Origin of the sequence: Bacillus sp. JS, from assembly GCF_000259365.1 — a bacterium.
GTDB classification, from domain to species: Bacteria; Bacillota; Bacilli; order Bacillales; family Bacillaceae; genus Bacillus; species Bacillus stercoris.
In genome coordinates, this window is the sequence record NC_017743.1 from 1958090 (window position 1) to 1976588 (window position 18499).

An 18499-nucleotide genomic window follows, 5' to 3' on the forward strand; every position below is an offset into this window, starting at 1 on the left:
CAATGCCCTGCTTAAGGTGATTGAAATAAAGGAGAGGTGTGGCTGATGAGATTTACTAAGGTATTTGGATTTTTGTCTGTTTTAGGGCTGGCGGCGGTTTTTCCATTAACGGCACAAGCAGAAAAAGCGGGAACTGCGGGAGCTGGAGAGTGGGATAAGTTGGGGTCTTACACATATACCTACTCAAGTCCCGCGGTATACTCGAGCGGAGGAGATTTTAGAGTGTGCCTTTCAGGAAGCACTCCTTTTTCTGTCTCACTGCACTTATATGAGGATGATGCCGGTGACAATCCTGATGATTATGTAGGGTCAAACTATTTTTCACCCGGAGAATGCTACACCTTTGGCAGTATTGGAAAATTTGTAGACGGGAGCAATAACAAGGCTGAGTTTTTTGTCACCGATTACTCTGGAAAATCTAAAGCGGTTACGTTTTATGATTGATGTGCTCAAATTGTGAAGTACAACCCTTTGTTAAAAACAAAAAAGAGAGAGGTATCTCTCTCTTTTTTTATTCTTCGACAGCCTTACGAAGCCGTTCATTTACGATGCCAGTCCAGCCGCCATCCATCTTATCGCGAATGACGGAGCTTTTCTCGTTGGCTTTGCCGATCAATTCATTCGGCTCTTTCCAGCCGCCGTGAATAAGGGTAAACCTCGTTTTTTCCCCCAAGTCTTCTAATTGAAAGGTAACGGTCCATCCTTCTGTATCCCATTCAAAAGAAAGTTCAGTTGGAGCTTGAACAGCCAAAACCTTACAAGGGGACGGTCCAAACGGTGATTGCAAGTGGAATTCTTGTCCTTCTTTGAGCTGAAAGTCATTGGGCATAAACCACTTGGCAATGCCTTCTGAAGTGGAGACTGTCTCCCAGACTTTCTGAATGGGAGCCTCCAGGGTAATACTTTTCGTAATATCTGGTAATGTATTTTCATGATTTTGAGCCATTTCGTTTACCTCTTGACATATGATGTTTATTCAATTTAATCATATAATAACTTATAAGATCATGTCCATAGCTTGCATTGTTTATGCTGCAGCTGCTGATGAATAGTGTATCAGCCGTAAATGTATAGTTGTGATTGCATTCTAGCTTATGTTTGAATCAGGTTCCTGTTCAGCCCATTTATTTTGCGCGATTTTGCTGTGCTTATCAGTTTTGTTTTAATAGTAAATCTGCCATTTTTCTAAAACAGGAGGTTTTTTATGCTTGGAAAAATCAAAGCAGCCATTGATAACAGTCCAGGGAAGCCAGCCAGAATCGTAGTTAGTGAAAAAGCGTTTCAGCAATTAAAGGAAGAAATGCGCTTTGTTTACGTATCCAAACCGAAAACGATAATGGGGATTCCTGTGGAAGTTTCAGATCAGGCAGAAAGCTTTAAACTGGAATTTTAGTTCATTCGAGGCTATCTAAAAAAGATTTTATTTCTTGAAGGCATGATGAAATGTTCATCATGCTTTTCTTATTGAGAAAAAAGACAAACATAAAATATAGATATACGGGAAAAATAATCCTATTAGAGAGAGAAGGGAATTGACAGATGGATAACATGATATCAACTCTTACTGACTGGAATGTATGGTTTCAAGCGTTAGTTGTATTTCTCGTTCCATATGTCATCTATAAAGTGTTTACTTGGATACATGTATAAGAAGGTGCAATGATGAGGTGGCGGAATCAGTTTAAAACACAGAAGCAGCAAGAATCAGATCATTCAACAACTGAAAAGAAGGATCAGGGTGTGTTAACCGGTAACATCGGATACGATACAGAACAGGTAAAAAGAATAATTGGACATAACGGGGACGTTCATTTCCGAGAGCTTGAAATCACTCATTTACATGTAAAAGCGTCATTAATCTTTGTTGAAGGGCTGTCTGACCAAGATTTGATTCATAAAGTCCTATCAGTATTAATCATGAATCATACTCATCAGGTCAGCGACCAATTTTCTCAAGCCGGAAAAGACATTTTTACTTCGAAACAGATAAAAAATCAAATCGTGTCAATCGGTGATGTTATAGAATCAGAGAAAATCAGTGATATCGTATTGAATGTTTTCATGGGTTCGGCAGCGCTTCTCATCGATGGAATGCCGCAGGCCTTTCTTCTGGGAACCGTAAAAAAACAAAATCGAAGTATCGAGGAGCCGCTTTCAGAAGCGCTTGTCAGAGGGCCGCGCACAGGCTTTACAGAAGAGCTGAGTACGAATACAGCTCTTTTAAGACAGCAAGGAAAAAATGATCAATTAACATTGCAGAGATTTGAAGTAGGGACACGATTAAAGAAGGATTTAATCATTGCATATATGAGTGATATTGCAGATCCAAAAGTGGTCGAGGAAGTAAAAAAAAGAGTGAGAGGGATTGAGATCGATCATTTGCCGGAGTCAGGCTATGTTGAACAGTTAATTGAGGATAGCTATTTGAGCCCATTCCCGCAAGTTCAGAGTACAGAACGTCCTGATCGCGTCATAAGCGGATTAATGGAAGGAAGAGTAGCCATTCTGCTTGACGGCACTCCGTTTGCTTTGATTGTTCCAGTCACTTTCAGCATGATGCTTCAATCGCCTGAAGATTATTATGAACGGTGGTTCCCGAGCTCGCTCATCAGATTGCTGAGGTTCATAGCAGCATTGATTACGTTATTCGCACCGGCTTTATATATCTCATTTATTTCTTTTCATCCTGGTTTAATTCCGACCAAGCTGGCGATTTCAATTTCCGGGACGCGCCAAGGCGTTCCATTCCCATCCCTCATTGAAGCCTTATTTATGGAAGTTGCAATCGAAATTTTAAGAGAAGCTGGGCTTCGTCTGCCAAAACCCATTGGACCCGCAATCGGCATAGTCGGCGGATTAATCATCGGAGAAGCAGCTGTGCAGGCGGGAATTGTCAGTCCAATCATGGTCATTGTCGTTGCGCTCACAGCAATTTCTTCATTTGCCATTCCGCATTACAGCACAGGCATAGCACTTCGGATGCTTCGGTTTGGCGCGATGTTTTGTGCGGCGGTGTTTGGATTGTTTGGAGTTATTATGTATTATCTGCTGCTAAGCAGCCATGTTGTGAAGCTAAAGAGCTTTGGTGTGCCATACGCAAGTCCGGCAGTGCCTTATCGCTTAAAAGATTGGAAAGACTTTGTAATCAGAATGCCACTTTTAGTCATGAAGCGCCGGCCTAAAATGATGAATACAGATAATACAAAACGGGTGAAATGATGAACTCGACAGGATGGTGAAAAGCCACATGTTCAGCCCAACCAGTAAAATCACAACCGGTCAGGCAACGATTATCATCATTAATTATATGCTTGCTTCCGGAGTTCTTACGCTCCCTCGGACAGTAACAGAACAAACACAATCTCCTGATGGATGGATTTCAGTTTTATTAGGCGGGGGCATAGCGGTAATAGCAGGGATGATTATAGTTAAATTAAGCCAGCAATACCCTAAGGAAACCTTTTATGAATACTCCGGACATATTGTAGGAAAATGGCTCGGACATCTGATCAGTATTGTTTTTATTACTTATTTTCTGGCACTCGGTGCATTTGAAGTCAGAGTCATGTCTGAAATCGTGGATTTCTTCCTCCTCGAAGGGACACCGTCTTGGGCCATCATTATGACAGTTCTTTGGATTGGGCTTTATTCAATTACACAAGGTCTTGATCCAATTGCACGGCTTTTTGAAATGATTTTTCCGATTACGGTCATTATCTTTTTAACGATAGCCCTCATGAGTTTAGGCATATTTGAAATCAACAATTTGCGCCCTGTATTAGGTGATGGAATCATGCCGGTTCTCAGAGGGATAAAGACAACGAACCTTTCATTTACATGTTCAGAAATTATGCTCATTTTAGTAGCATTTATGAAAAAGCCGAAGAATGCGGGGAAAGCGGTTGTGATCGGGACAGGCGTTGTGACCTGTTTTTATATGATTACGCTGATTATGGTCATCGGTGCACTATCAGTTGAAGGAGTTGTGACGAGAACATGGCCGGGGCTTGACCTGATGAGAAGTTTTGAAATACCTGGTTTAATATTTGAACGGTTTGAGTCATTTCTGCTTGTGATTTGGATTATGCAGCTTTTTGCCACGTTTATTATTACGTTTTATGCAGCTTCCCTGGGAGTCTCACAGGTTTTTAAAAAGAAACCTCTTTCATGCATGTTTGGGCTGCTTCCTGTTATTTATATCCTCTCTTGCATGCCGAAAAATGAAAATGATGTCTTCATTTTGGGCGATACGGTCAGTCATATCGCTTTGTATATATTTGGCGCTTTGCCGATTTTGCTGTTAGTCATTTCGAAATGGAGGAAAAGAGGTGAAAAGTAAATTAAAACGTCCAGTGCCTGCTATTGTCATAGTATGTTCGCTGATGGTTTGCATAACAGGATGCTGGAGCAGCCGGGAAATAGAGGATCTGGGTCTTACATTCGCTATCGCAATTGATAAAGGAAAAGAAACTAACACTGAAAAAGAGTTAAAAGAAGAGGGAGGGAGCTACCCGAAAAAAGACAACATTACGCTGACCTATCAATTTGTTAATGAAAAAGCGGCAGGTGCTGGCACAAGCGGGGGCGGCGGTAGCGGAAAAGGGGATCAAAAAGCATATATAAATATAAGTGAAACAGGGGATTCATTACAGCAGATCGGAAGTGAGGTTGCGTTAAGACGAGACCGGGAAGTGTTTAGCCCGCATTTAAAAGTTGTTGTTCTGAGTGAAGATGTGCTGCGCACATATTCTATCGGCAAAATGCTGGATCAATTTTTTCGTGATAATGAAATCAGGCTGAGCTGTCTTGTTTTATCTGCAAAAGGGGAAGCAAGAGAAGCTCTCCAATTGAAAGAGAACGGAGAAATTCCGGCATTTCGGCTGATTGGATTAGGCGAAAATAAACATAAAGCTTCCAGAATTCTTCCCCCAATGACACTCGCAAAACTGATCGGAAAACTGCATTCTGGCAGCAGTTTTTTACTGCAAAATGTGGTTGCGGCGAATGGAGCGGTCAAGTATTCCGGAGCAACTGTAATCAACGGAAAATCGAGAAAAATGATCGGCACGTTAAATGAATATGAAACTGAGGGGATTACATGGATTAGAGGAGAAGGAAAAGGCGGAGTTGTCAAAAGCCATGATAAAAAGAGCCAACAAACGATAGCGTACGATATCAATAAAATAAAAAGCAAAATTAAGCCAATCGTCAAAGGATCAGATATTTCTTTTCATGTCGATATTGAATCAGAAGGCGATTTGGTTGAAAACTGGAACACTAAAGAGGTGTTAGACACTCAGTTTATAGATCGCCTCGAAACGAATATTGAAAATGAGGTAAAGAAAATAGTTGGTCATGTACTAAAAAAAATACAGCATGAGTATAAAGCGGATGTTGCGGGTTTTGATGAATCTTTAAGAATTGCATATCCCCACTTATGGAAAAGGGTGAAAAATAATTGGAATGATGACACCTTCAGTAAAGCCGACATCACATACAGCGTGAACATCACAATTACTCATTACGGGACGGTGAAGACTCAGTAATGAATCACATTGGAAGAGAAGAAAACCTCCCTTCTCTTTTTTGCATTTTTTAGGATTAAGATCCTTTTTTTGAAGAGATATACACTTTTCAAAACGACCAATATGCTAATATAGGAATTGCTTGAAATAGAAGGGAGGAGGGGCTATGAGACAGAAACCGATTTATGTAGAAATCGAAATGAATTCTGATTTGGATACACTCTGGGAATATACACAAAATCCATCACTGCATAAGGAGTGGGATCTCCGGTTTTCAAATATCACGTATTTGGATAGACAGCCATGCGAAAAACAGAAGTTTCTTTACGAAACAAGAATAGGTTTTGGGTTAAAGGTGTCAGGTACAGGAGAAACAGTCGGCGTTTTCGACAAATGTTCAGCTGAAAGATCTTCCTCACTGGCGTTCGGCTCAGATCATCCGTTATCTCTGATTCGGCATGGAAGCGGGTACTGGAGGTATATACAGAGAGAAAATGGGAAAATGACGTTTTTAACACAGTACCAATACAAAACAGCCTACGGACTGCCAGGAATGTGGATCGACCGTTTATTATTTCGGCCGCTGCTTGGATGGGCGACTGCCTGGAGCTTTGATGCATTAAGGCTTTGGATTGAGCAAAATAAACATCCGAAACATTTCATTCGATCTGCTGTCGTCTATGTGTTTATGTGCCTGTTTTTCAGCCTGTTTTGGTTTAATCAAGGCTTTACAGATGTTGAAACAAGCATTTTGGCAGGGACAGCGGAGATAGGTTTAGCTATTTTGTGGCTGATTCCTTTAAAAAGAAAATGGATCATTCATGGTGTCCAGGCTTGTATCTTTGCTTTGTTCGCTTGTCTAGGTTCCGATATGCTCATATGGGTTCTGTTGAGTGTGTTTTCTGCGGCAAGCGGTGCTCTTAGCCTGCAGCTCCCTAGTGCCATGCGCACAAATCGAAAGAGAAAGAAGTGACATTGTGAGTTCGATTTATGAAAAATCAATTATTAACTACCATTTGCTCCATCCCAAGCTGCGGAGACGATACCAATTAGACGGGTCTCATACCTTTAGCGGGACGGGAACGATGTCAGAAATCAGCGGAGGCACTGTTCTGGTTAGAATACTGTTAAAGCTGGGCGTTTTGTTCAGATGTTTCTTTTCAGAAAGAGGCAAAGACATCCCATTTACGATACAAAATAGATCTTGCCTTATGAACTCGGAACATATCGGGATAGAATGGAACCGTACATTTTTCTTTAAAGGCAAAAAACGTTTCTTTGACGCGATTATGATATACGACGAGAAAGAAAATAGAATCCTTGATTTCTTTGGTAAACCTCATCTGCTGCTGTCTGTTTTGTCGTTCGAGGCATCTCATGACGGCTCTCTTACGATCACATCGGGAAAGCAATGGCTACTGATATGCGGAAAACGAATCCCGCTGCCAAAATGGCTGACCGGTACATCCGTAGTTTGCGAAACATTTGATGAAAGAAAGAATTGTTTCACCATTGAAGTGCATGTGCGAAATACAATTCTCGGCACTCTTTTCTTTTATAAAGGAACGTTTCAGGAGGAAGAGAGGGAATCATGAAACGAAATGGCATTGTCAGTGCGCTTTGTTTTATAGGATTTATTGCAGCAGAAGCACCGGATATTTCAGTGGCAGAGGCACTCGTTTTGTTATCCATTCTTTTTTTCGTGCCGGGAATTTTCCCTTTTGTTTTTCGTCAATCGCAGCTTCGTGCTGCTCAATTCATTGAATACGGGCTAATCCAGTGCTATCCGGCAGCCGCATTCTTTGCAGTGCTGGCTCTTGTGACAGAGATTGGTGGTTTCGCGCTAATCTGGTGGATGTACACAGTTTTTATTGCATTGTATGCAATCCTCCGCCTTTGGGAAACGAAGATACATAGAATTGAAGAGACATCGGTTTTGTTCGGTCTTATTTATTTGGCGGGAGGAGGATTTTGGTTTTTTGCTTATGCTACCCATTTGCAGATCATGCAATTTGCTCCTCTCATCATTTTGCTGACCGCTGTCCACTTTCACTATTCTGCTTTTCTGATCCCGATCTTCAACGGTTTACTCGGCAGAACCATTAGAAAGCATCGAAAGTTGTACAATTGGATAACATGGGTGATTTTGCTTTCGCCCCTTCTGATCGCACTGGGCATAACCTATTCAAAAACACTTGATGTCATTGCGGTTAGCATTTATATGGCGGCGATTTATCTTCATGCATTTTTGGTGTTCACGGCAGCTTTTCGCACCAAGACGGGGGCATATCTTATTCGGCTTTCTTCCGCTGTTTTAATGATTACGATTGCTTTCTCTATGATTTATTCATTTGGTGTATTTCGGCAAGAAGTTACATTGACCATTAATCAGATGATTTGGATTCACGGTTTTGTCAACGCGTTTGGTGTTATCTTGCCCGCTCTCATAGGATGGAGAATAGAGGATCCGAAGCCTTTTGATGCAGGCCGTATAAAGACCTTCAGCCATATCTTCGGAAAAAGAAAGATTGGAAAAGACTTTTTAGCTAACATTCAAGCTGAGAGTAACGTCCAGTACAGCGGACTTGTGGACGATATGGGCAGCCTTCGTTCAAAGGATTTTTCACCTGAAAAACTGGCACCGCTCATTCTTTCGTTTTATGAACAAACCATCGAATACAATATCAAAGCAAAAGTAACATGGAACACGTGGTTTCGTCCGCTTGCAATTGTTTACGAATGGTTCAGCAGAAGAACCGGCCAAATACATCTTTCGACGAACCCTGACTGGTATAGAATGTACAGCGAAATAAAAGGTGTTCATTCAAAAAAAGACGGAAGAGAAAAAGTACGTGCCTGGATTAGAACAAATGAAAAAAACGAAACCATTTTTACCGCGCTATATTCAGTGTACCGTTCAAATGGTGAGGGGTATATGAATATTTCTTTGCCGCTTCCATTCAGCAGCATGACAGGTATTTTAAAACCATATCATCATCAGGAGAAGCTGATTTTAACAAGCAGGCGGAGAAAAAGCAGAGCGGGGGATGAGGGAATTTATCTGCAAACAAGAGCGGGAACTTGTCCGCTACCTTTATCTGAAACCTTTCTGATAGAAGCTGCACATGACAACAAATTAACCGCTGTTCATCACATGTGGCTCTTTGGAATAAAATTTCTAACTGTTCATTACAGCATGACACATATTAACCGGCCTATTGAAAGAACCTAACATAAAGAAGAAGCTTCGTCTGCCAGTTGCTGCATTTCAAAATTCTGCGCCGCATCTAGACAGGAAAGGAAGAATTTATGATGTTTTATATCAGTTTATTTCTGATTCTTTGGCTGGCTGCGGGATTTGCTGTGGGAATGAAACAAGTGTATGTCGATCAACTGTTTGATAAAGCTGTGATCGAAAGGCTGGAAAAAGAAGCGAATGATCAAGGATACGCTGACCGGATGATCAAACAGCGTGTCCTTTATATCGCAGCAGTGACATTAAGCGGATTTATTTCTGTTTATCATGAACTTAAAACAATTCCGCAAAGGCGAAACATAAGAAAAATTGAAAAAAACATCATGAAATTAAATCAAGCAAAAAAACGAAGAATGAAGAGAAAATAAAAAATGCACAGGCCAAATGGCAGGTGCGTTTTTATTTTGTATGGAAATGTGGGGAAGTGGTGCCAGATTCCTTTTCATAAATTCAAAAATGAGAAGAACAGCGCCCGGGCTAATGGTATATAATATTGTGAATTTAACAAAAACTTAACAAGGAGGACGAGAGAAATCGTGCTAAAGCCTCAAAGAAACCGACATCCTGTTGATTTGGACTTAGAGGCGGAGTAGATGAAACCGGCCAAAGTATCCCTGCTCCGCCGTTTGCTCCATTCCTTGAAGCATGTTGATTGTAACATAGCCAAACGTTTTCCATCAACTATTAAAATTGTAAAATTATTGTTAATTTTTATGGTGTTTACTCCGATTTCTTCAATTTATGCTGAAGATGTATATCAGAATTTTGAGGAATTAAAAAACAATGAAGACCCTTCTGATTACGACATTGTTACGAAAGAAACCGAAAGCCCTGTACTTGTTTTAGCCATTCACGGAGGAGGTATTGAAGGCGGAACAAGTGAGGTAGCGAGAGAGCTCAGCAAAGAGTACTCGCTGTATTTATTTGAAGGCTTAAAATCGTCGGGAAACTCAGTCCTGCACATTACGAGCACACATTTTGATGAACCTCAGGCCCTGAGAATGACGGAAAATCATGAATATGTCATTTCATTGCACGGATACGCAGAAGAAGATCAGCAGATCGAAGTTGGCGGTACAGATCGCGTAAGAGCGGCAGATTTAGTTGAGAAGCTGCAGCATGCCGGTTTTCCTGCTGTATTGCTCAATACAGACCATCCGCATGCGGGCGTTAGTCCAAATAATATTGCAAATAAGTCAAAAACAGGTTTAAGTATCCAGATAGAAATGAGCACAGGCTTTAGAAAGTCTTTGTTCGGCATCTTTTCTTTAAAAAGCAGAGCTGTTACTCAAAATGAGAGGTTTTATGATTTTACAGAAGAGATGTCCCGTTTTCTCAAAAATAGCTACTGAAAAATAGGAGGCAATTAGACAGCCTCCTATTCCTTATGCTTCTCATTCGTTTCGGGAAACAGCTCGTCCGCGGTTTCCGTTTGATACTGCAACGTGTTATCTCTGGCTGACAGTTCATTTCGGAAATTTTCATCAAGCACATTTTTCAGTAAATACCGATGAAAAAAGTATTCAAATACAGTAAGACAGGCAGCGGACAGAAGAGCAGCTCCAAATGGTGAAAAATCGTTTCTTGTTTGGGTTAAAACAAAGACCCAAAGAATCACGAAAGAAAGGCCAAAGTCAGCAAGTGAAGCTGTAATATTGTTTGTTCTCGGTAAGACGAGCATGTCGCCAGATAGATAAGAAACAAAACCCAAGAAAAGTGCAATAAACATCACGCTTAAAAAGGATGCGTGATAGACTCTGTCCAAAATCACATATAAAAGGGCGAGAGTGAAAGCAATCTTTGAAGCAAGCGCAATGATATGTTTCATTTGACCACCTAAATTGTTATTTTTTGAAGAAAATTCTTGGGAGAAACAAGTGATAAACACGGCAATTCGATCTCAGACATAATGGTCATGACAATTATAGTGATTATTTTAAACAAACCGTTTTTGTTTACACTGGTATTTTTTTCAGCTGTATGAAACTTTCTTATGAAAAAGGTCGTATATGTAGATGATCAGCTTTTAAGGGGGAATGGTTTATGGAGATAAAAGGAATCAATCACTTGCTATTTTCAGTTTCGCATTTGGATACATCGATTGATTTTTATCAAAAAGTGTTTGGCGCAAAGCTTCTGGTAAAGGGAAAGACAACTGCATATTTTGATATGAACGGCATCTGGCTTGCACTTAATGAAGAATCAGATGTCCCCAGAAATGAAATTAAGCTTTCTTATACTCATATTGCTTTTACGATTGAGGATCATGAATTTGAGGAAGTATCAGCGAAATTAAAAAGACTTCATGTCAATATTCTGCCTGGCAGAGAACGAGATGAACGCGATCGAAAATCAATTTATTTTACCGATCCTGACGGCCACAAATTTGAATTTCATACCGGAACCCTTCAAGACAGGCTTCGATATTACAAACAAGAAAAAACACATATGTCCTTTTACGACGATACGGCCTTTTGATATCACACACCATATATTGTTCAAATCATATTTACTTGTTTTATATAGCTCACGACGATTTAGAGAAGTGAGCGGTTTTTAACAGAAAATTGAACTAAATAAACTATGTGCTAAATTTTCAATATATTCAATCGCCTCGCCCCTTAATAAATATGAAACCATATCCCTTCACGCTTCAAAGCATGAAACATTTTTAAGAAGGTAGCGTCTAATATTATAAACATGCCTATGTTGATTAAAAGTTTCCTGAAGGAAAGAAAATTTCTTGACTTCAACAATCTTTTAGTGGATAATTATGGTGTAAACATGATGTTCTTTTTCCTCCTATTCAGGCTCGCACCCAAAGTCAGGGCGAGCCTGCTTTTTTTGAACAACAAACCCCCTCTCCGTAAAGGAAGAGGGGGTTATTTCATGCGTCTGATAGATCAATAGATTAATGGACCGTTCTGAACACGCCAATTACTTTCCCTAGAATGCTGACATTCTGCAAAATGATGGGTTCCATCGTTGGGTTCTCAGGCTGCAAGCGAATGTGAGTATCCTCTTTATAGAAACGTTTTACCGTAGCTTCATCATCTTCTGTCATCGCAACTACAATTTCCCCATTGTTCGCTGTGTTTTGCTGTTTAACGATGACATAGTCCTTATCGAGAATACCAGCGTCTATCATGCTGTCTCCCATAATCTCCAGCATAAATACGTGTTCGTCTGGAGGAACCATGCGGTCAGGAAGCGGAAAATATTCTTCAATATTTTCAACTGCTGTAATGGGAGATCCCGCTGTGACTTTCCCAATGACAGGTACATTAACAACCTGGCTTTGCGGAATGTCTACTTCTTCATCAAGAATTTCTATTGCTCTTGGTTTTGTCGGATCCCGTCTGATCAGCCCTTTTGTTTCCAATCGGGCCAAATGGCCGTGGACAGTAGAGCTGGACGCAAGCCCGACAGCCTCGCCGATCTCTCTCACGGAAGGCGGATATCCTTTTGATTTAACCTCTGCTTTAATAAAACGGAGGATATCAAGTTGCCTTTTTGATAGCTTCGTCATTTTTCGCACCTCAAAACGTCGATTTTAAGAAGATTATAGCATGATTTTCCTTACAGTACAAACATAGGTTCGAAAAAACAATTGACAGAAACATTTGTTCGTATATACTAAAATTATAAAAAATGCGAACAAACATTCCCGTTGGAGGTATGATCATGAGTAAAGAATCTATTATTTTTGTCGGTCTGTTCACAGTGATTTTGAGCGCGGTTATCCTGATGCTGTCATATACAAGCAGCGGCCAAGAGCTTAATCAGTATGTTAAAATAGAAGTCCAGCAAGGGGACACACTCTGGTCAATTGCTGATCAGGTAGCTGATACAAAAAAGATAAATAAAAATGATTTTATCGAATGGGTGGCTGATAAAAATCATCTTCAGACGTCTGATATCCAGCCGGGTGATGAATTAGTGATCCCATTGAAAAAGAAGCATCAAGATGCATATGAATTGGCAACTGTAAGATAGAGAGGACAGATAGAAAAAATGAAAGCACTCATTTATGCCCGCGTAAGCACAAATAAAGAACAACAGGAAACGTCGTTAAAGCGGCAGGAGGAGGAGCTTGCGGCCATTGCAGCTGAGAACGGCATGGAAGTTGTCAAAGTGATTTCTGAAAAAGCCAGCGGATATGAAATGGATCGGGAAGGTGTATTTGAGCTGCTTGATGAGATTAAGAACGCTGGAATTGATGTCATTTTGGTTCAGGATGAGACAAGGCTTGGAAGGGGAAACGCAAAAATTGCACTGCTTCATTGTATTTACAGAGAAGGTGTGAAAGTCTATACAACTGCACACAGAGGTGAATTGGAGTTATCGGAGGCTGACTCAATGGTGCTGGAAATCGTCAGCATTGTGGAAGAATATCAACGTAAAATTCACAACATGAAAATCAAACGGGGAATGAAGCGTGCAGTAAAAAACGGTTTTAAACCGCAAAAAAACTTAAAAAACCAACACGAGAACAGCGGAAAAGATAGAATAGAGGTGCCAATCTCTGAGATCGTCCGCCTGAGAGCGAATAAACTGACGTTTGCTGAAATCGCGGCTACCTTAAGAGGGTTTGGTTATGATGTCTCTAAAGCAACCGTTCACCGGCGTTTTCAGGAATACATAGAGAATGAAGAGACAGCGGAGTGAATCAGTTGTAAAACTTTTTTTGATCTAGTACTATATAGACAAAATGCAATAAATAAAGGAGTTTAACATGATTTCAAACGCGAAAATTGCCAGAATTAATGAGCTTGCTGCTAAAGCAAAAGCTGGCGTTATTACAGAAGATGAAAAAGCCGAACAGCAAAAGCTCCGTCAAGAGTACTTGAAAGGTTTTCGTTCTTCTATGAAGAACACTTTGAAAAGTGTCAAAATCATTGATCCAGAAGGCAATGATGTAACACCAGAAAAGCTAAAAAGAGAACAAAGAAATAACAAACTTCACTAATATAAGAGGAATACGGCAATATCGTATTCCTCTTTTGCATATACTATAATCAAAACTCTTATGTGACAAAATTCAACAAGTTTCTCTCAAATTTAAGCTGAAACAGTTGAGAAAAAGTCGTCAGACATTTATGATGTAAGGGTACAACACATAAGGAAGGGGATTTTTATGGATACAATTGAAAAGAAATCAGTTGCTACCATTCGCACACTGTCAATAGACGCTATTGAAAAAGCAAATTCTGGTCACCCAGGGATGCCGATGGGGGCTGCTCCGATGGCATACACGCTGTGGACAAAATTTATGAACGTAAGTCCGGCAAACCCTGGCTGGTTTAACCGTGACCGTTTTGTTTTATCTGCTGGACATGGGTCAGCACTTTTATACAGCATGCTTCATTTAAGCGGGTTTGATCTTAGTATTGAAGATCTTAAGGGATTCCGCCAGTGGGGCAGCAAAACACCTGGACATCCGGAATTCGGACATACTGCCGGTGTGGATGCGACAACAGGTCCGCTTGGCCAAGGAATTGCCATGGCAGTCGGTATGGCAATCGCTGAACGCCATTTAGCGGAAACTTACAACCGTGATTCATTTAACGTAGTCGATCATTATACATACAGTATTTGCGGTGATGGTGATTTAATGGAGGGGATTTCTTCTGAAGCCGCTTCACTCGCAGGACATCTTCAGCTTGGCCGTCTGATCGTACTATACGATTCTAATGACATCTCTCTCGATGGAGATCTGAACCGTTCATTCTCTGAAAACGTAAAACAGCGTTTTGAAGCAATGAATTGGGAAGTTCTTTATGTTGAGGATGGAAACAATATTGAAGAATTAACAGCGGCTATCGAAAAAGCACGCCAAAATGATAAGAAACCTACATTAATTGAAGTGAAAACGACAATCGGATTCGGATCGCCTAACCGCGCAGGCACATCCGGTGTTCACGGCGCGCCGCTTGGTAAAGAGGAAAGCAAATTAACAAAAGAAGCTTACGCGTGGACATATGAAGAAGATTTTTACGTTCCGTCAGAAGTATATGAGCACTTCGCTACAGCTGTAAAAGAATCAGGCGAGAAAAAAGAACAGGAATGGAATGCTCAATTCGCTAAATATAAAGAAATTTATCCTGAACTTGCTGAACAGCTTGAACTGGCAATCAAAGGAGAGCTTCCGAAGGACTGGGATCAAGAGGTTCCTGTTTATGAAAAAGGAAGCAGCCTGGCATCCCGTGCATCTTCCGGTGAAGTTCTCAACGGACTTGCGAAAAAAATTCCTTTCTTTGTCGGAGGTTCTGCCGACCTAGCGGGATCGAACAAAACGACAATTAAAAATGCCGGTGATTTTACAGCGGTTGATTACTCAGGCAAAAACTTCTGGTTTGGTGTACGTGAATTTGCGATGGGTGCAGCATTAAACGGTATGGCGCTTCATGGCGGACTGCGTGTATTCGGCGGAACTTTCTTTGTCTTCTCTGATTACCTGCGTCCTTCTATTCGCCTTGCAGCGTTAATGGGCCTTCCTGTCACATATGTCTTCACACATGACAGTATTGCTGTAGGTGAAGACGGCCCGACGCACGAGCCTGTTGAACAGCTTGCTTCACTCCGTGCGATGCCTAATCTTTCTTTGATCCGTCCTGCAGACGGCAATGAGACAGCAGCAGCGTGGAAGCTTGCAGTACAAAGCACTGATCAGCCAACAGCGCTAGTGCTAACACGCCAAAACCTTCCTACCATCGATCAAACGCCTGAAGAAGCATTGGCAGGAGTAGAAAAAGGTGCATATGTTGTTTCTAAATCTAAAAACGAAACACCTGACGCTCTTCTCATCGCTTCAGGATCTGAGGTAGGTCTTGCGATTGAAGCGCAAGCAGAATTGGCAAAAGAAAATATCGATGTTTCTGTTGTCAGCATGCCTTCAATGGACCGTTTTGAGAAACAATCTGATGAATACAAAAACGAAGTCCTTCCTGCAGCTGTGAAAAAACGCCTAGCAATTGAAATGGGCTCATCATTTGGATGGGGCAAATACACGGGGCTTGAAGGAGACGTACTTGGCATAGACCGATTCGGTGCATCTGCCCCTGGTGAAACCATCATTAACGAATACGGCTTCTCAGTACCGAACGTAGTGAATCGAGTAAAGGCATTAATTAATAAGTAAGTCTTTGAAAGAGGATGAGTCAAATCATCCTCTTTTTCTTGTTTATCCGACAAAAATAGTATTGGCTGTTTAACAGTAATAGACAATTCTTTCTTTTCTTCTTTTGTATAATAGAGAGCAAATGAAATGCTGCTGGAAAAGGGGATGAAAAGATGGAACGTCACTACTATACGTACCTGATAAAAGAGGAGTTTGCCAATCACTATTTCGGGCGGGAATCGGTTATGTTTGAGCTGTTTCAAGACTATCATTGGACAAGCCTTGAAAAGCAGCAATATGAAATGACAGAGAAACAGATTCAATATATTACACAACCAATCCCGATTTTACATATGCATCAGCGATTAAAAATGAATTTAAACAAAACGGATTACAGGCAGCTGGATTATATTTATAGAATAGCTTTGCCAAAAGCAAAAGGCCATGCGACATTTATGATGAAGGAGCACATGATAGAAATAGTGGCTTCGGGAGATTATGAGGCAGAAACGATATTCTTTGAAGTGTTAAGAAAAGTAAGCCCTTGCTTTTTAGCGATGGATTTCAATTCGAAGCGTTACGGATGGCTAAATCCGGTGAAAGAAAGAAATTTTGTCTAAAACCGAAGAAAAAGAGATGTAAATGTTGTATAATAGCTTTTGGTTTAGTACACTTTAAACTAGACAACATGAAGGAGGAAATAAAATGACTTTATGGGTTGGCATCCTAGTGGGCGTTGTTGCATTGCTCATAGGTGTTGCACTCGGGTTTTTTATTGCTCGTAAATATATGATGAGCTACCTGAAAAAGAATCCGCCTATTAATGAACAAATGTTACGCATGATGATGATGCAAATGGGAATGAAACCTTCTCAAAAGAAAATCAATCAAATGATGAAAGCCATGAATAATCAAACGAAATAATACGTAAAGATTATGATATAGAGAAACATGGTTATAAAATAAAAAACCCTTATACGGGTTTTTTATTTTGCGATCATTCATCACCCGCTACTGCTCGAAGGCGCTGCTTTTGATATTGTATGAGAAGATGGTCAAGCTCCTGACTGAGCTCTATCGTAATATGAGATGTCATTCCGTTCGCCATGACAATTTGCAGCAGCTCTGCTCTTTTTTTTTCAATTTCATTTAATAGATGCTCTCTAATCACAGGGATGTATCCTTTCATACATTAAATCTTCAAGTTGAATGTTTATATTATATCCATATTTATACTAATTTTCAAATGAGAAGGAGTACAATATCTCAATGTCAAATTAAATTATATAAGTTTTTTCTGAAAATAGAAATCCTTCAGGTGAAAGTGTTAAAAAAATGAAATGATTTTGTCATAACTTGAAGGAATGTCAAATCATGAAGGGATGATGACATGGGAGACGTAAATTATTTTTTGACATTCGGAGCGGGGTTTTTATCTTTTATTTCGCCTTGCTGCCTGCCGCTTTACCCAGCTTTCTTGTCATATATTACAGGGGTCAGCATGGATGATGTAAAAACAGAAAAGCTGCTGCTGCAGAAAAGAAGCCTATTTCATACTTTGTTTTTTTTGCTCGGCTTTTCAGTCATTTTTATTGCTTTAGGCTATGGAACATCTTTAATTGGCAGCCTGTTTAGGGATTACCATGATGCGATTCGGCAAATTGGCGCGTTGCTTATTATTTTGTTCGGTTTCTTTACACTCGGCGTGTTCCGGCCAGAGGCTATGATGAAAGAGCGGAGAATCCATTTTAAGCATAAACCGAGCGGGTTTTTAGGTTCAGTCTTAATAGGAATGGCATTTGCGGCGGGATGGACACCGTGTACCGGTCCAATATTAGGTGCTGTTATCTCACTTGCAGGCACCAATCCAGGCTCAGCCGTGCCATACATGATGTTATATGTACTCGGTTTTGCTGTACCGTTTCTTTTATTGTCTTTCTTTATCACAAAGCTGAAATGGATAAGAAGGAACCAGCTTTTGATCATGAAAGCAGGCGGCGTTTTAATGATTGTGATTGGTGTGCTGTTATTCTTTGATTGGATGAGCCTGATCATTATTTTGCTGTCAGATCTATTTGGAGGATTTACTGGTTTTTGATGGAGAATTACTTTCGCACTACTACTAAACCTGTTGTTTTTGGTACAATAAGACTATTATTTGTGGAAATCGTTTTTTGGAGGGGCATATGACAAGAGTTTTAGTTGTAGACGACGCCAAGTTCATGAGAGTGAAAATCAGAGAGATCTTGGAAGAGGCAAATTACATAATCGCAGGCGAAGCGGCGGACGGCGAGCAAGCAGCGGATCTGTATAAAAAACTGCGCCCGGACATTGTGACAATGGATATTACAATGCCAGTGAAAAACGGCATAAAGGCGCTTCGTGATATCCTAACCTTTGATCCTAAGGCGAAGGTCATCATGTGCACTGCCATGCGCCAGCAAAGAATTGTAACGGAAGCAATTGAGCTGGGGGCAAAGGATTTTATTGTGAAGCCGTTCGAGGAAACAAAGGTGCTGGAAGCTGTCAGCCGCGTTATGGGATATTAAAGTCATTTCTTTTCAAAATGGTTTTTTTTATTGTTTTGGAGTATAGTAT

At 40.5% G+C, this 18499-nt stretch carries 23 protein-coding genes; 19 read left to right on the forward strand and 4 right to left on the reverse strand.

Annotated elements, in window-relative coordinates; all coding sequences use genetic code 11:
* Window positions 1-45: 45 nt before the first annotated feature.
* Complete coding sequence (locus tag MY9_RS09735) at window positions 46-444, forward strand: hypothetical protein (protein WP_014664109.1); 399 nt, start codon at window positions 46-48, stop codon at window positions 442-444.
* Between the two features lie 67 nt (window positions 445-511).
* Here MY9_RS09735 and MY9_RS09740 read toward each other — a convergent pair whose 3' ends face one another.
* Window positions 512-946: an SRPBCC family protein gene (locus MY9_RS09740; RefSeq protein WP_014664110.1), complete on the reverse strand. Its 435-nt coding sequence runs from the start codon at window positions 944-946 to the stop codon at window positions 512-514.
* A gap of 258 nt (window positions 947-1204) precedes the next feature.
* Between MY9_RS09740 and MY9_RS09745 the strand changes: the two genes are divergently transcribed.
* The 9 genes from MY9_RS09745 (at window position 1205) to pghL (ending at window position 10133) form a co-directional block, all read left to right on the forward strand.
* Window positions 1205-1393 (forward strand): hypothetical protein, encoded by a 189-nt coding sequence (locus tag MY9_RS09745; RefSeq protein WP_014664111.1) that lies wholly within the window; start codon window positions 1205-1207, stop codon window positions 1391-1393.
* Window positions 1394-1659: 266 nt separating this feature from the next.
* Window positions 1660-3219 carry a spore germination protein gene (locus MY9_RS09750; RefSeq protein ID WP_014664112.1) on the forward strand — a complete coding sequence of 520 codons (1560 nt, stop codon included), beginning with the start codon at window positions 1660-1662 and terminating at the stop codon, window positions 3217-3219.
* A gap of 28 nt (window positions 3220-3247) precedes the next feature.
* Window positions 3248-4339 carry a spore germination protein gene (locus tag MY9_RS09755; protein ID WP_014664113.1) on the forward strand — a complete coding sequence of 364 codons (1092 nt, stop codon included), beginning with the start codon at window positions 3248-3250 and terminating at the stop codon, window positions 4337-4339.
* Window positions 4329-5546, forward strand: a complete 1218-nt coding sequence (locus tag MY9_RS09760; RefSeq protein ID WP_014664114.1) for a Ger(x)C family spore germination protein — start codon at window positions 4329-4331, stop codon at window positions 5544-5546. Before MY9_RS09755 ends, MY9_RS09760 begins: the two co-directional genes overlap by 11 nt.
* A gap of 145 nt (window positions 5547-5691) precedes the next feature.
* Window positions 5692-6498 (forward strand): hypothetical protein, encoded by an 807-nt coding sequence (locus MY9_RS09765; protein ID WP_014664115.1) that lies wholly within the window; start codon window positions 5692-5694, stop codon window positions 6496-6498.
* A gap of 4 nt (window positions 6499-6502) precedes the next feature.
* Window positions 6503-7120, forward strand: a complete 618-nt coding sequence (locus tag MY9_RS09770; protein ID WP_041521353.1) for a DUF4166 domain-containing protein — start codon at window positions 6503-6505, stop codon at window positions 7118-7120.
* The gene (locus tag MY9_RS09775; RefSeq protein WP_014664117.1) at window positions 7117-8757 is read left to right on the forward strand and encodes a YndJ family protein; all 1641 of its coding nucleotides are present in this window, start codon (window positions 7117-7119) and stop codon (window positions 8755-8757) included. Before MY9_RS09770 ends, MY9_RS09775 begins: the two co-directional genes overlap by 4 nt.
* A 77-nt stretch (window positions 8758-8834) precedes the next feature.
* A complete protein-coding gene (locus MY9_RS09780; RefSeq protein ID WP_014664118.1) occupies window positions 8835-9149 on the forward strand; it encodes a hypothetical protein in 315 nt (104 codons plus the stop codon).
* A gap of 225 nt (window positions 9150-9374) precedes the next feature.
* Window positions 9375-10133, forward strand: a complete 759-nt coding sequence (gene pghL / locus MY9_RS09785) for a gamma-polyglutamate hydrolase PghL (RefSeq protein WP_014664119.1) — start codon at window positions 9375-9377, stop codon at window positions 10131-10133.
* 26 nt (window positions 10134-10159) lie between these two features.
* Here pghL and MY9_RS09790 read toward each other — a convergent pair whose 3' ends face one another.
* The gene (locus MY9_RS09790) at window positions 10160-10609 is read right to left on the reverse strand and encodes a YndM family protein (protein ID WP_014664120.1); all 450 of its coding nucleotides are present in this window, start codon (window positions 10607-10609) and stop codon (window positions 10160-10162) included.
* A 215-nt stretch (window positions 10610-10824) separates the two neighbouring features.
* On the opposite strand from MY9_RS09790, the gene fosM reads away from it, so the two are divergent.
* Window positions 10825-11259 (forward strand): FosM family fosfomycin resistance protein, encoded by a 435-nt coding sequence (gene fosM / locus MY9_RS09795; protein ID WP_014664121.1) that lies wholly within the window; start codon window positions 10825-10827, stop codon window positions 11257-11259.
* Between the two features lie 433 nt (window positions 11260-11692).
* On the opposite strand, the gene lexA is transcribed toward fosM, so the two are convergent.
* Entirely contained in the window at window positions 11693-12310 is a 618-nt protein-coding gene (gene lexA / locus MY9_RS09805) for a transcriptional repressor LexA (protein ID WP_003238209.1), read from the reverse strand.
* 149 nt (window positions 12311-12459) lie between these two features.
* Here lexA and yneA point away from each other — a divergent pair, with 149 nt between their 5' ends.
* From yneA to MY9_RS09835, 6 genes are all read left to right on the forward strand, one after another.
* Window positions 12460-12777, forward strand: coding sequence for a cell division suppressor protein YneA (yneA, locus tag MY9_RS09810; RefSeq protein ID WP_080478226.1), 318 nt, complete (start codon window positions 12460-12462; stop codon window positions 12775-12777).
* Between the two features lie 18 nt (window positions 12778-12795).
* Window positions 12796-13449 carry a YneB family resolvase-like protein gene (locus tag MY9_RS09815; protein ID WP_014664124.1) on the forward strand — a complete coding sequence of 218 codons (654 nt, stop codon included), beginning with the start codon at window positions 12796-12798 and terminating at the stop codon, window positions 13447-13449.
* A 67-nt stretch (window positions 13450-13516) separates the two neighbouring features.
* The gene (locus MY9_RS09820) at window positions 13517-13750 is read left to right on the forward strand and encodes a DUF896 domain-containing protein (RefSeq protein WP_014664125.1); all 234 of its coding nucleotides are present in this window, start codon (window positions 13517-13519) and stop codon (window positions 13748-13750) included.
* A gap of 168 nt (window positions 13751-13918) precedes the next feature.
* Window positions 13919-15922: a transketolase gene (tkt, locus tag MY9_RS09825; protein ID WP_014664126.1), complete on the forward strand. Its 2004-nt coding sequence runs from the start codon at window positions 13919-13921 to the stop codon at window positions 15920-15922.
* Window positions 15923-16074: 152 nt separating this feature from the next.
* Complete coding sequence (sirA, locus tag MY9_RS09830) at window positions 16075-16521, forward strand: sporulation inhibitor of replication protein SirA (protein ID WP_003231591.1); 447 nt, start codon at window positions 16075-16077, stop codon at window positions 16519-16521.
* An 85-nt stretch (window positions 16522-16606) separates the two neighbouring features.
* Entirely contained in the window at window positions 16607-16825 is a 219-nt protein-coding gene (locus tag MY9_RS09835; protein ID WP_003221221.1) for a YneF family protein, read from the forward strand.
* A 73-nt stretch (window positions 16826-16898) separates the two neighbouring features.
* Here MY9_RS09835 and ynzD read toward each other — a convergent pair whose 3' ends face one another.
* Complete coding sequence (gene ynzD, locus MY9_RS09840) at window positions 16899-17072, reverse strand: aspartyl-phosphate phosphatase YnzD (RefSeq protein ID WP_024121579.1); 174 nt, start codon at window positions 17070-17072, stop codon at window positions 16899-16901.
* 219 nt (window positions 17073-17291) lie between these two features.
* Here ynzD and ccdA point away from each other — a divergent pair, with 219 nt between their 5' ends.
* Both ccdA and MY9_RS09850 read left to right on the forward strand, forming a co-directional pair.
* Window positions 17292-17999 carry a cytochrome c-type biogenesis protein CcdA gene (gene ccdA / locus MY9_RS09845; protein WP_014664127.1) on the forward strand — a complete coding sequence of 236 codons (708 nt, stop codon included), beginning with the start codon at window positions 17292-17294 and terminating at the stop codon, window positions 17997-17999.
* An 88-nt stretch (window positions 18000-18087) separates the two neighbouring features.
* Window positions 18088-18450, forward strand: coding sequence for a response regulator (locus MY9_RS09850; RefSeq protein ID WP_014113939.1), 363 nt, complete (start codon window positions 18088-18090; stop codon window positions 18448-18450).
* Window positions 18451-18499 lie beyond the last annotated feature (49 nt).